9 protein-coding genes and 2 tRNA genes are annotated in these 13,224 nt (G+C 53.4%); 8 read left to right on the top strand and 3 right to left on the bottom strand.

Going from position 1 to position 13,224, the window contains the following annotated elements:
* The first annotated feature begins 12 nt into the window (after positions 1–12).
* The 6 genes from QEH52_RS10545 (at position 13) to QEH52_RS10570 (ending at position 8,255) form a co-directional block, all read left to right on the top strand.
* Complete coding sequence (locus QEH52_RS10545) at positions 13–3,144, top strand: efflux RND transporter permease subunit (protein WP_308950320.1); 3,132 nt, start codon at positions 13–15, stop codon at positions 3,142–3,144.
* Positions 3,145–3,180: 36 nt separating this feature from the next.
* Positions 3,181–4,584 (top strand): efflux transporter outer membrane subunit, encoded by a 1,404-nt coding sequence (locus QEH52_RS10550; RefSeq protein ID WP_308950321.1) that lies wholly within the window; start codon positions 3,181–3,183, stop codon positions 4,582–4,584.
* A gap of 7 nt (positions 4,585–4,591) precedes the next feature.
* The gene (locus QEH52_RS10555) at positions 4,592–5,977 is read left to right on the top strand and encodes an MATE family efflux transporter (protein ID WP_308950322.1); all 1,386 of its coding nucleotides are present in this window, start codon (positions 4,592–4,594) and stop codon (positions 5,975–5,977) included.
* Between the two features lie 57 nt (positions 5,978–6,034).
* A complete protein-coding gene (lexA, locus tag QEH52_RS10560; protein WP_308950323.1) occupies positions 6,035–6,676 on the top strand; it encodes a transcriptional repressor LexA in 642 nt (213 codons plus the stop codon).
* An 83-nt stretch (positions 6,677–6,759) separates the two neighbouring features.
* Positions 6,760–7,146: a VOC family protein gene (locus QEH52_RS10565; RefSeq protein ID WP_308950324.1), complete on the top strand. Its 387-nt coding sequence runs from the start codon at positions 6,760–6,762 to the stop codon at positions 7,144–7,146.
* A gap of 122 nt (positions 7,147–7,268) precedes the next feature.
* Positions 7,269–8,255, top strand: a complete 987-nt coding sequence (locus QEH52_RS10570) for a fatty acid desaturase family protein (RefSeq protein WP_308950326.1) — start codon at positions 7,269–7,271, stop codon at positions 8,253–8,255.
* 35 nt (positions 8,256–8,290) lie between these two features.
* Here QEH52_RS10570 and cimA read toward each other — a convergent pair whose 3' ends face one another.
* From cimA to QEH52_RS10585, 3 genes are all read right to left on the bottom strand, one after another.
* The gene (gene cimA, locus QEH52_RS10575; RefSeq protein ID WP_308950328.1) at positions 8,291–9,868 is read right to left on the bottom strand and encodes a citramalate synthase; all 1,578 of its coding nucleotides are present in this window, start codon (positions 9,866–9,868) and stop codon (positions 8,291–8,293) included.
* Between the two features lie 242 nt (positions 9,869–10,110).
* A tRNA-Gln gene (locus QEH52_RS10580) sits at positions 10,111–10,184 on the bottom strand.
* 92 nt (positions 10,185–10,276) lie between these two features.
* Positions 10,277–10,350: transfer RNA gene (locus QEH52_RS10585), tRNA-Gln, on the bottom strand.
* 165 nt (positions 10,351–10,515) lie between these two features.
* On the opposite strand from QEH52_RS10585, the gene QEH52_RS10590 reads away from it, so the two are divergent.
* Positions 10,516–11,136, top strand: a complete 621-nt coding sequence (locus tag QEH52_RS10590) for a DUF445 domain-containing protein (protein WP_308950329.1) — start codon at positions 10,516–10,518, stop codon at positions 11,134–11,136.
* Positions 11,137–11,169: 33 nt separating this feature from the next.
* Complete coding sequence (gene ispG / locus QEH52_RS10595) at positions 11,170–13,218, top strand: (E)-4-hydroxy-3-methylbut-2-enyl-diphosphate synthase (RefSeq protein WP_308950330.1); 2,049 nt, start codon at positions 11,170–11,172, stop codon at positions 13,216–13,218.
* Positions 13,219–13,224 lie beyond the last annotated feature (6 nt).

Raw genomic sequence — 13,224 nt, forward strand, 5'->3', positions numbered from 1 at the left:
CAGAACATCATTATGGCCCGTTTCTTCATCGACCGTCCCGTGTTTGCATGGGTGATTGCGATCATTATTATGGTCGCAGGTGTGCTATCCATCACCTCTCTTCCAATTGCGCAATACCCTAGCATAGCGCCCCCAGCAATCAGTATTCAGGGTAGCTATCCAGGCGCATCGGCTAAAACTCTGGAAGATACTGTCACTCAAGTGATCGAGCAAAATATGAGTGGTCTAGACCACTTACGCTATATCGAATCCTCCAGTAGTTCGACCGGCAGTTTTGAGATCACATTGACCTTCAACTCCGAGGCCGACCCCGACATCGCCCAGGTTCAGGTGCAAAACAAACTCTCGTTAGCCACGCCGCTGCTGCCGCAGGAGGTACAACAACTTGGCATGAGTGTGACTAAATCGGTGCGTAATTTCCTAATGGTAATCGGCTTTCGCTCGAGTGATGGCAGCCTGAGCGCAGCCGACATCGGCGACTACGTAATTAGCAATATTAAAGAGCCGCTCAGTCGGGTGCAGGGCGTGGGCGAAGTCCAGGCCTTTGGCACACAATACGCCATGCGCATTTGGCTCAATCCAGATGCCCTCAACAACTACCGCCTAATGCCTTCTGACGTAGCCGCAGCAGTCAGCATCCAAAACGCGCAAGTCTCTGCGGGCGAACTTGGCAGCAATCCTGCCGTCGAAGGACAACTTCTCAATGCCACCATCACTTCACAGACTCGCTTAGAAACTCCAGAACAATTCGAAGATATACTGCTGCGCGTCAATCCGGACGGCTCACAAATTCGCATCAAAGACGTCGCCCGCGTAGAGCTGGCTAGTGAGAGCTATATAACAGCCTCTCGCTTTAACCAAGCCCCGGCATCGGGCATGGCGATCCGGCCAGCGACGGGCGCGAACGCACTTGAAACAGTTGAACTGATTCGCGCAAAAATAGCCGAGTTGCAACCCTTCTTCCCAGCCAGCTTGGAAGTGGTGTATCCACTCGATACGACACCTTTCGTGCGTCTCTCGATTCATGAAGTCGTTAAGACATTGGTCGAAGCTGTGATCTTAGTTTTCCTCGTGATGTATCTATTTTTGCAGAACTTTCGTGCCACGCTCATCCCTACAATTGCAGTGCCCGTCGTGCTACTGGGCACCTTCGGCGTGATGGCCGCAGCCGGCTTCAGTATTAATACGCTCACGATGTTTGGGGTGGTATTGGCGATCGGCCTACTGGTCGACGACGCGATCGTTGTGGTCGAGAATGTGGAACGCGTCATGAGCGAAGAAGGCTTGCCTCCCAAGGAAGCCACCAAGAAATCGATGCGCCAAATCACCAGCGCCTTGGTGGGCATCGGCATGGTGCTCTCGGCAGTGTTCATCCCGATGGCCTTTTTCAGTGGCTCCACAGGTGTCATTTATCGCCAGTTCTCAATTACCATCGTATCGGCCATGGCCCTCTCGGTGCTGGTCGCCATCGTGCTCACACCGGCCCTCTGTGCCACTATGCTGAAACCAGTCGAAGCGGGCCACAAACATGGCAAGCGTGGCTTCTTTGGCTGGTTCAATCGAACTTTCGAGTCCAATGCAGATCGCTACGAAAGCACCTTGCATTATCTATTACACCATAAAGTGAAAGCTTTCTTCATTTATGCGCTCATCCTCTGCGGACTGGTCTGGATGTATAAAGAAGTGCCCACGGGCTTCCTGCCCGACGAGGACCAAGGCATTCTTTTCGGACAGGTGCAATTGCCCCCGGGCTCCACTAAAGAACAAACTCTGGAAGTGCTTAAACGCATGGAGGAGCACTTTTTAGTGGACGAAGAAGAAAACGTCGAAGGCATGTTTGGCGTTACCGGCTTTAGCTTTTCCGGAAGCGGACAGAACCAAGCCTTCGCCTTCATACGCTTGAAAGATTGGGAGGAGCGCAGCCGCCCCGACCAATCGATTAAAGCCATTCAAGGGCGTGCGATGGCCAAATTTATGAGCTTTGATGACTCCTTCGCGTATGCCTTCGCGCCCCCCGCGGTGCTGGAACTCGGCACGGCGACAGGCTTCGACTTGCGCTTGACCGACAAAGCAGCCCTCGGGCACGAGGCACTCATGCAGGCGCGCAACCAATTACTCGGACTTGCCGCAGCGGATCCCAAACTCAAAAATGTGCGCCCCGACGGGCTCGATGATACGCCTCAATTCAATATCGATATCGACCAGGAAAAGGCCTCTGCCCTCGGGCTTTCGATTGCCGATATCAACGCCACCCTATCCACCGCATGGGGCTCCTCCTACGTGAACGACTTCATCGACCGCGGACGCGTCAAACGCGTCTACCTACAAGCGGACGCACAATACCGCATGGTGCCCGAAGATCTCAATAATTGGTATGTTCGCAACAATGTGGGCGAGATGGTGCCCTTCACCAGTTTCTCTAGCGCTCACTGGACGATGGGTTCGCCTAAACTCGAGCGCTTCAACGGCGACTCTTCGGTATCGATTGCAGGGGAGCCTGCGGCCGGCGTGAGCTCCGGCGAAGCGATGAACACTCTGACCCAAATGATGGAGCAGTTACCAACAGGCATTGGATTGGAATGGGCCGGACTTTCCTATGAAGAGCGACTGGCAGGCTCGCAGGGCGCCTTACTCTATGGCATATCACTCTTAGTCGTCTTCCTTTGCTTGGCTGCGCTGTATGAAAGTTGGGCCGTGCCTGCGGCTGTCATTTTAATCGTGCCTCTGGGTGTGCTCGGCACTCTCGCCGCCGCCATGTTGCGCGACATGTCAAACGATGTCTACTTCCAGGTTGGATTGCTAACCATCGTCGGATTATCCTGTAAAAATGCCATCCTGATCATTGAGTTTGCCAAAGAGGCCTACGATAATGGCAGCGATATGTTTAAAGCGGCCGCCACCGCGGCCCGCCTGCGCTTGAGACCCATTTTGATGACTTCGCTGGCCTTTGGCTGCGGCGTGCTACCGCTCGCGATCAGCAACGGCGCCGGCTCGGGGAGTCAGAATGCAATTGGAACCGGCGTTATCGGCGGCACCATCAGCGCGACCCTGTTGGGCGTCATTTTTGTTCCCATCTTCTTTGTCATCATCTTAACTTGGTTCCGCGTCAAACCCAAGCAAATGGCTGAAAACACGAACGCTTAGTGCGGACACACAACATCATTCAAAGATCTAAAATCTATGTTCAAAGCGATTTATCCAGCAGTCCTCGGACTCAGCTTACTGGCCGGCTGCTCCATGGCACCTGAGTATCAACGTCCCGCATCTCCGGTTGCCAGCAGCTATCCGGACGCATCACCGCAAGCGGAGACAGGCAGCGAAGCTCTCCCCCAGTGGCGTAGCTTTTACCCCCATCAAGAGCTACAGCACTTGATCCAACTGGCCTTGCAACATAACCGCGACCTGCGCGTGTCCGAACTCAATACCGAACGTGTTCGCGCCTACTATCGGATACAAAATGCAGCACGCCTGCCCACGCTCAATGCTACCGCATCCGACACACGCGCACGCACGCCTGCCGACTTAAGTTATACCGGCGAATCGGGGATCAGCGACACCTACGCCGTCGGACTACAAATGCCCGCCTACGAACTCGACTTCTTCGGTCGCATCCTAAGCTTAAAGGATCAAGCACTGCAGCAATACCTCGCCACCGAAGAGGCAGAACGCAGCGCGGAAATCAGCCTCGTTGCTGCGGTTGCCAATCAATACCATCAACTCGTCGCACTCAAAGAACAAGCCAAGCTCGCGGGGGAGGCGATGACCAGCGCCAAGCGCGCCTACGACATTAATCAAGATAGCTTCGACGCAGGCGTCGGCACTGAACTCGACTTAAAAACCGCCGAAGCACAATATCAAGCCTATCGCGCCAGCCAACTAGCTTACCTCGACCAAGTGAACCAAGCTCAGAACGCCCTGGTTTGGCTGGTCGGAAGCGAATTACCGACACTGGCTGCAGACAGTTCTTTGCTCCAGCGCGAGCACGCGCCGGTGGATTTACCCGTCGGGCTGCCCTCGGAATTGCTGACCCGGCGTCCTGATATCCGCGCAGCGGAACACACACTCAAGGCTGCGAATGCAAATATCGGTGCCGCACGCGCGGCCTTCTTTCCCTCAGTTCGACTCACAGCCTTCGGCGGCACTGCCAGTGCGGAACTCTCTGATCTATTTAAATCCGGCTCAGCCCAATGGAGTTTCACCCCGCAGATCACTTTGCCGATCTTCACCGGGGGGCGTAACAAAGCAAACTTAGAAGTCGCGAACGTGGAGCAGCGCATCGAACTGGCGCAATACGAGAGAGCCATTCAAACCGCCTTTCGCGAAGTCGCGGATGCCCTCGCGGTCAGTCGCACGATCGATCAACGTATCGATGCGCAAAGTGCTCGAGTCGCCGCCGCGCAGCGCCGCAGTACCCTTTCCAATCAACGATTTGATGCCGGCGTCGACAGCTACCTGCCGGTACTACTGGCACAGCAGGAACTCTTCAGCGCACAGCGAGACCTCGTGCAAGCAAAGTTGACTAAACTCAATAATCAGTCCGCACTCTTTGCCGCACTCGGCGGCGGCTTAAAGTCGAATTTTTAGGACCAGAATGTCCACCGACACGCCCAGCGGTCCGAAACTAACTCGTAAGCCAGTCGCCACCACCCTGTTGCGCATGGCTCTGCCCATGCTGGGCGGCACTTTTGCACTCAATGCGTTTAATCTAACAGACACTTGGTTTGTTGCGCAACTAGGCACCCTACCGCTGGCTGCAATGGGCTTTAGCTTTCCGGTAGTCATGTTCCTGGTCAGCATCACTTTTGGCCTAGGCACGGGAGCCACCGCCGTGGTCTCGCATGCACTTGGCAGTAGCGACCATGCACTGGCCAAACGCATCACCACTCATGCCCTGATACTGAGCGTCTGCATTGTCGCATGTGTATCCACCGTCGGCCTGCTAACGATTGACCCGCTGTTCCGATTGATTGGAGCCAACGACAGTGTCTTACCAATGATCCATGAGTATATGACGATCTGGTATTTGGGCGTAGTGTTTATGGTGGTGCCGATGATCGCCAACAACATCATACGCGCTACGGGCGATACAGTGCTGCCCAGCATGATCATGATACTCAGCTCGGTGCTCAATATGATCCTGGACCCAATCATGATTTTTGGTTGGATGGGCTTTCCCAGCATGGGTATTCGCGGAGCCGCGCTGGCCACCTTGATCGCACGCGCAGTCGCAGGCGTCGTAGTACTCTGGTGCTTGCACCATCGATACCAACTGTTAGCGCTCCAAATTCCTAAGTGGCATTCAATGTGGCAGTCTTGGAAAGAAGTGCTTAAAATCGGGCTGCCCAGTAGCCTGAGTAGTGTATTGATTCCCATTTCAGGCGCTGTCATTACCTACATGGTTGCTCAATACGGCGAAGAAGCAGTGGCCGCTTGCGGCGCCGCCAGTCGGATCGAAATGTTTGCCTTTATGATTCCGATGGCGCTCGGCGTCACGCTAGTGCCCTTCGTCGGGCAAAATTTCGGCGCCAAACGCCTGGATCGAGTCAAAGAAGCGCAACGGATCAGCTATGCCTTTGCCGTCTGTTTCGGCATCCTGGTGGCAATATGTTTCGGCCTATTCGCTCGCAACTTAGCTCAATTGTTTAGCGACGATCAAGAAGTGCTCTCAATCTTAACGCAGTATCTGACAATCGTCCCGATCGGTTACGGCCTGATGGAACTGCACCGCTACAGCGGCTTCTTTCTGAATGCCATCAAGAAGCCACTCCATTCCACGGGAGTCAATGTAACCCGCATCCTGGTTTTACTGATACCACTCACAGTCGCGGGCAGTCACTATTATGGTCTAAGCGGTCTCTTTTGGGGCCGCATTGCATGCGATCTCATTTCTGGAGTCGTGGGGATGATCTGGTCGCACCGCGTATTGAATAACCTAATCCTGCACTCCCAGAACGATGAGATTCCAGTCGCTAAATAATCTGCTTCATTGCAAAACTTGACAATGGACACTTGTTCACCTAAACAAGTGCTCACCATGAAAGACCTAACTACGCGCCAACAAGAAATCCTAACTTTTATTGAGCACTACGAATGGAGAAATGGCTACTGGCCAAGCATTCGGGAAATCCAAGAAAAGTTCAACTTCAAGAGCACCAACGCAGTCATGGGCCATCTGCGCGCATTGGAGCGAAAAGACTGCATCGAGCGCATACCAGGCCAAGCGCGCACCTTCCGCATCAACCGCCCCGATGCGCCGGACTTGAACGAAATCCCAGAAGATGCAACCGAGGTCGTCGACATCCCTGTGATGGGCGACATCGCAGCAGGGTACCCCGATCGTGTCGAACCCGCGGGTGAGATCGGCCGACTGCAAGTGGACATCGCCAGTGCGGGCTTTTCCAGTCGCCGCCGCAGCTTTGCACTTCAAGTGCGTGGCGACAGCATGGTCGACGCCGAGATCTACGAGGGTGACATGGTGGTCATTGAGCCTCGCGACCCGCGCGATGGCGACATCGTCGCCGCCCTGATCGACGGCGAAACCACCCTCAAGCGCTATATGCAGAAAGGCAATGAGCACCCCTACCTCAAAGCTGAAAACAAATTCTACCCAGAGCTCTACCCCGTCAATGAATTGACCGTGCAGGGCGTGGCTAAGGCGGTGGTGCGAAATCTATAGTTGCCGCTCTGGACTTATCAGTCGTATCGTTGTATACTACCACCTTCATTTCTAAAACTCATAGAACTCTACCTAGACATAGCATGCCCGTTACATTTGACCACACCCGCATTCGCGTTTCCAACCTTGAAAAGTCGATCGACTGGTACTGCCAGACCTGCGGCTTCGAAGTGCTCAAGCGCACCGATAAATCCCCCAGTGGCAATCAGCTGGCACACCTACAGATCCCAGGTAGTGCACATAATTTAGAGCTCACTCACTCGCCCGACTACGAAGTCAAGGTGCCCGAAGACTTAGTCCACACCTGCATCCGCGTAGATGACATTGTCGAATACTGCAGCATGCTGGAAGGCTTGGACCTCACACTCGATCTCTGGCCCGAAAACTGGCGCGAAAAATTTAAAGATGGCAAAAAGATGGCCTTTATCACCGACCCCGACGGTTACGAGGTCGAGATTTTGGAACATTAATTCTCGCCAGCCGTAGCGAAACCGCCCAAAAGCAGGCAAAGGTTTCCAGATTCAACGAATCACCGCTCTGCGCCGCAGATAATCATACCTAGTTTGATGATGGATCCGATACTTAGGATATCATGCGAACAGGAAAAGATTTAATATTGGCGACGCGCGAGTTTGCCCAGGATAACACAGCCAAGAGTTGGACGGCGATTGTATCGACCGCCCTGCTCATGCTGGCAGCGACCTGCGCGATCCTCTTGTTTGCGAACTGGTGGTTTTTACAGCTGCCCATCTCATTGCTACTCGGGCTACTGATGGTGCGTATGTTTGTGATCTATCACGACCACCAGCACCACGCGATTTTACCACGTTCCAAACTGGCAAAAGTGATCATGCGCGCTTGGGGCATCTTTGCAATGACGCCGAGCTGCATCTGGCAACACTCACACAACCATCACCACAATCACAACTCCAAGCTGCGCAGCACCCACATCGGCTCTTATCCTGTGATGACGACAGAGCGTTACAAAAACTCGTCTCAACAGGAGCGCAAAAAGTACTTAATGATGCGCCACCCGGTCACGATTCTACTGGGTTACTTCACTGTCTTCATCCTCGGCATGTGCATTGTGCCGATGCTAGAAAACATCAAAGCCAACAAAGACTCTCTACTGGCCCTCATATTCCATGCCCTACTCTATGCCATCGTGACTGTCACACTTGGCTGGCAGATGGCATTTTTTGCGCTATTTTTGCCCTTCTTCATCGCAAGTGCTCTGGGCTCCTACCTCTTTTACGCGCAGCACAACTTTCCCCAAGTCATCTTTCGCGAAAAAGAAGGCTGGTCTTATGAAGGTGCAGCTCTGGATTCTTCGAGCTACTGCAAGATGGGCCCTTTCATGAATTACATGACAGGCAATATCGGCTACCATCACATTCACCATTTGAATGCGAAGATTCCCTTCTACCGCCTACCTGAAGCGTATGCAAAGATGCCCGAGCTACAGACCCATCGCACCACCAGCCTAAGCCCGCAGGAAGTCCTACGCTGCTTGAGCTTGAAAGTTTGGGATGTTGAGCAGCAAAAATTGCTGCCACTAAAAGAGGCACTTGCCAACTAATAGTTCGCAATAGTCGATTGCCAACAAGCAATCAATTACTCCCCAGACTCAAGTAGGATTTTGTATTCCATCGAGTCGACCAACGCTTCCCAAGTTGCTTCGATGATGTTATCGCTGGCGCCCACAGTACCCCAGATTTCTTTACCATCTGTAGACTCAATCTGCACACGAGTAATCGCATCCGCGCCATGCTGGCTATCGAGAATGCGCACCTTAAAGTCGATCAGCTCAACTTCCATGATCTCTGGAAAGACAGGTGCAATCGCCTTACGTAAAGCATCGTCCAGTGCGCCCACCGGCCCACTGGCCTCCGCCACAGTGTGATGTATCTCCTCGCCGATTTTCACCTGCACAGTGGCTTCCGAGACCGTGCGGTTCAAAGCGGATTGATGCCCCACCATGACACGGTAACCGATCAACTCTAATTCGTCCTTCTTTCCCTTAAGGAAGCGCTTCAGTAAGAGCTTAAATGATGCATCGGCAGCCTCATAGCCGTATCCCCGGAACTCGAGCTCTTTAAGCTCGGCCAGAAAGTCCTTCAACTCCGGCGAGCGGGCATCCAAGTCTACGCCGATTTCTTTCGCCTTCATCATCACACTACTACGGCCGGACATGTCCGATACTAATACACGAGTGCGATTACCCACCAATTCAGGTTCGATGTGCTCGTAGCTGTGCTTCACCTTAGCAGCCGCATCGGCGTGCACGCCCCCCTTATGTGCAAAAGCAGCAGGCCCCACAAAAGGTGCAGAGTTATCCGATGCACGATTCGCCATCTCATCCACAAAAAGCGAAAGATCTCTCAACTGATGCAGGTTGGCCGCACAATTCAGTTCCTTGCCCATCTTTAAAATCAGATTCGGCATGATGGTTGTCAGATTGCCATTCCCATTGCGTTCACCGACCCCATTGATCGTTCCTTGCACTAAGGCGGCGCCTGACTCGACACCCGCGAGTGATACTGCGACGCCTAGCCCCGAATCATTGTGACAATGCACGCCAATCGGAGTTTCTGGGAAGTGCGCCACGACCCGGCTCACGATGTCGTTCACCTCAGAGACGAGTTTGCCGCCATTCGTATCACAGAGCGTCAAATTGACCGCCCCGCCGCGCTTGGCAGCTTCCAAAGTTTTGAGAGCATATTCGGGATTATCGCAGAAACCGTCGAAGAAGTGCTCCGCATCGTAAATCACCTCGCGCCCATTTTCTGTCAGGAAGCGGACCGAATCTTCGATCATTTTAAGATTCTCCTCTGCAGTGGTCCGCAGAATTTCTTCCACATGCAGTAACCAAGTCTTACCAAAAATAGTCACTACTGGCGTCTTCGCATCCAACAGCAGCTTCAGTTGCGGGTCCTCCTCTGCACTCAAGCTCGCACGGCGTGTCGAGCCGAAGGCCGAGATTTTAGCATGCTTCAGCGTCAGCTTCTGCGCTTCTTCAAAGAATGCCATATCGCGCGGGTTCGAGCCTGGCCAGCCACCTTCGATATAATCGATACCAAACTGATCCAGTTTCTCCGCAACACGGATCTTCCCGGCCACAGTAAAAGAAACACCCTCGCCCTGTGTGCCGTCGCGGAGTGTGGTATCGTAAATTTTAATCGCTTGTGTCATAATGCTAGCAGAATTGGAAAGCGGAGAAAAACAATGCTTCTGGCCATGCGGCGCAAACCAAAAAATGACATCTCCGTCGACAAAGCACTCCAAGCCTCACGCAGCAAGCAGTGAAATACGCAATCTGCCCCCGAAGGGAGCCCTCTCGAACTGCCTGCAAGCAAGCAATTACAGATGAACCAAGCGCGGCTAGCTATGTAGATGCAAAAAAAGCGCTTCGAATGAACGAAGCGCTTTTAAAGTGGCAGGCTCACAGGGATTTGAACCCCGACAAACGGTACCAAAAACCGTTGTGCTACCATTACACCATGAGCCTAATGAAAATATACTGTGAACGATGAACTACGCTGCGAGACTTGCAACGCAAATCAATAAACAGCACTCCGCGAATACAGAGTTAAATAAAAGTGGCAGGCTCACAGGGATTTGAACCCCGACAAACGGTACCAAAAACCGTTGTGCTACCATTACACCATGAGCCTAATGAAGACCGGGAGAGTAGAAATCAAATTGCACTCGTCAAGCCCTCTATTCATTTTTTTTAAGACAGTTTCTAAGCCTCGAAAATGGACTTGATGTTGACCTATTTATGACATCGCCAGAGTCTAGCCCATTGCATAGCACTAGGCGCCAGCGCCTAATTAATCATGAATACAACGATTTTACTCATTCTCACTCCATTCATTACAGCTGGTATCGGCTGGCTCACGAACTGGGTCGCGATCCAAATGCTCTTCCATCCGCGCGTACCGATGCGGGTGTTTTTTTGGAAATGGCAGGGACTCATCCCACGCCGTCAACAGCAATTAGCCGCGGAATCGGCTGAAATTATTGAGCGCGAAATTCTACAACAACACATGATTTTGCACGAAATTCGCAAAATTGAGCTGGGTCCTTACTTAGAAGAAGCGGCCCATAAGGTCGTCTGGGAGCGCATTGGCCCACAACTCAAAGCGATTCCACTGCTCGGCAGCTTTATTAACGACGGCACGCTGGCAAAGTTTGAAGTGATTGCGGCGGCCTCCATGAAAGAGGAAGCGGGGCCACTGATGGAAAAAGTCGCCACCCAATTTGAAGCCTCAGTCAATTTACGTCAAATGATCGAAGACAACATTGCAGCCTTCGATCTCGACCGCCTGGAGGGCATCGTCAACCAGGTCGCCCAACGAGAGTTTAAAACCATTGAACGCCTGGGCGCAGTGCTCGGTTTTATAATTGGTTGCATACAAGTCGCGCTCTTCTGGGCGACTGGCACAGTTACACTATAAAAACTCAATTTCCTCACAGATTTTCTCTCGACCATGCTAGACAGTTCTAAGCTTCTTTACTGCGACTCACGCTATCAGGCCAAACGCCGCGTTTCTCGCGTCATCGACGTCGGCGGCGTCAAAATTGGTGGCGATCAACCGATCCGCGTCCAATCAATGACGACCACCAACACGCAAGATGTCGACGCGACCGTGGCCCAGACCCTGGCACTGGCTGAGGCAGGCTGCGAGATCGTCCGCATCACCGCTCCCAATAAGCAAGCCGCAGCCGCATTGGGCGAAATTTCTAAGAAATTACGTGCCGCTAAATGCGATGTCCCGCTCGTCGCCGACATTCACTTTCTCCCAGCAGCCGCCATGGAGGCCGCCAAGCATGTCGAAAAAGTGCGCATCAACCCAGGCAACTATGCCGACAAAAAGAAGTTTGCGGTGCTCGAATACAGTGATGCGGACTACCAGGAAGAGCTCGAGCGTCTACATGAATCTTTTAGTCCGATCGTATTGCGTTGCAAGGAACTCGGTCGCGCCATGCGCATCGGCACTAACCATGGTTCGCTCTCGGATCGCCTGATGAACCGCTATGGGGACTCCCCGCTCGGCATGGTGGAGAGTGCTCTGGAATTTATCCGCATCGCGGAAAGCCATAATTACTACGACATCTGTCTTTCGATGAAGTCCAGCAACCCGAAAGTTATGATCGAGGCCTACCGCCTCGCGGTTGCTCGTATGAAACAAGAAGGCATGAACTACCCACTCCACCTCGGAGTCACTGAAGCTGGCGATGGCGAAGACGCCCGGGTAAAAAGCTCCATCGGTATCGGCGCCCTGCTCAACGACGGCCTCGGCGACACGATCCGCGTCTCACTCACAGAAGACCCGATCTACGAAGTGCCCGTCGCTCGCGATCTTGCCGCCAAGGCGATGGCACTCTGGCAACAGCAGGCAGACAGCCCCCTGCCAGAGCTGACTAAGGACCGCGTCGATCCTTTCGATTTCCGCAAACGTGCCACCCGCCCCATCACTTTGAGTGAACAGTGCACACTGGGTGGCGAGTGTGTGCCCGCAGTCGTCGTGAAGACGCAGCACGCAATCAGCGAAGTGGCGGCGATCGTGCAAGATGTCTGTCGCACGCAAACCACACTCAAAGACAGCAAACTCGAAGGCCTGCAGCTCAGCATTGAAACGCCAGAGGATTTTCAACACTTTACCGCTCTGCACGAAGCACTGCACAGTGTGGTGCAAGCCTTCGTGCTGGAACTCTCCGACGCCATCGACATCGAGCACCTGCAAGCGGTCGATTGGCCCGAGGGCCTTTCAGGCACCATTTTAGTGCAACAGATCAGCCGTGAGGATGCCTACTACGCAGCCAACCTATTACAATTTTGCCGCGACCAAGGCTTCGTATTCGCACTCGACACCAGTGCCGAAGCCTTGCGCGAAGAAATCGCACCACAGCTCAAGCCCATGGGCAGCGAAGCACTGATCCTCACAAGTAGCGCACCCACCGAGGGCCTGCATCCGGTCGGCAACTACCGCGCGCTCGCCGAAGCTGCCGAGGGCTGCGTGCCCGATGCACCGATCTGGCTGCGTAATTCTCTTTTCAATACACTGGCCGCGCAAGATTACTTTACGGACCGCTTACTGGAAAACAGTATTTTCACTGGCGCGCTGCTCTGCGATGGCATCGGCGACCTGATCAGTATCGAAACCGAGCCACTCTTGGAGAAAGGCACCACGCTTGCCTATAATATTTTACAAGGCGCCCGCGCCCGCATCAGTAAGACCGAGTTTGTTGCATGCCCCAGTTGTGGCCGCACACTATTCGACCTACAAAGCGTCACACAAAAAATTCGGGCGCGCACAGACCACTTAAAAGGAGTCACCATCGCGATCATGGGCTGCATCGTTAACGGCCCAGGCGAAATGGCCGACGCTGACTTTGGCTATGTGGGTGGCGCCCCCGCAAAGATCAATCTCTACGTGGGCAAGGAATGTGTAAAATATAATGTGCCTGCCGAAGAAGCACTCGACCGCCTCATCGACCTGATCAAAGAACACGACAAATGGGTCGAGCCGAGCTAACTCCCT

The organism is Thalassobacterium maritimum (assembly GCF_031127805.1).
In the GTDB taxonomy this organism is placed as follows: Bacteria; Verrucomicrobiota; Verrucomicrobiia; order Opitutales; family Coraliomargaritaceae; genus Thalassobacterium; species Thalassobacterium maritimum.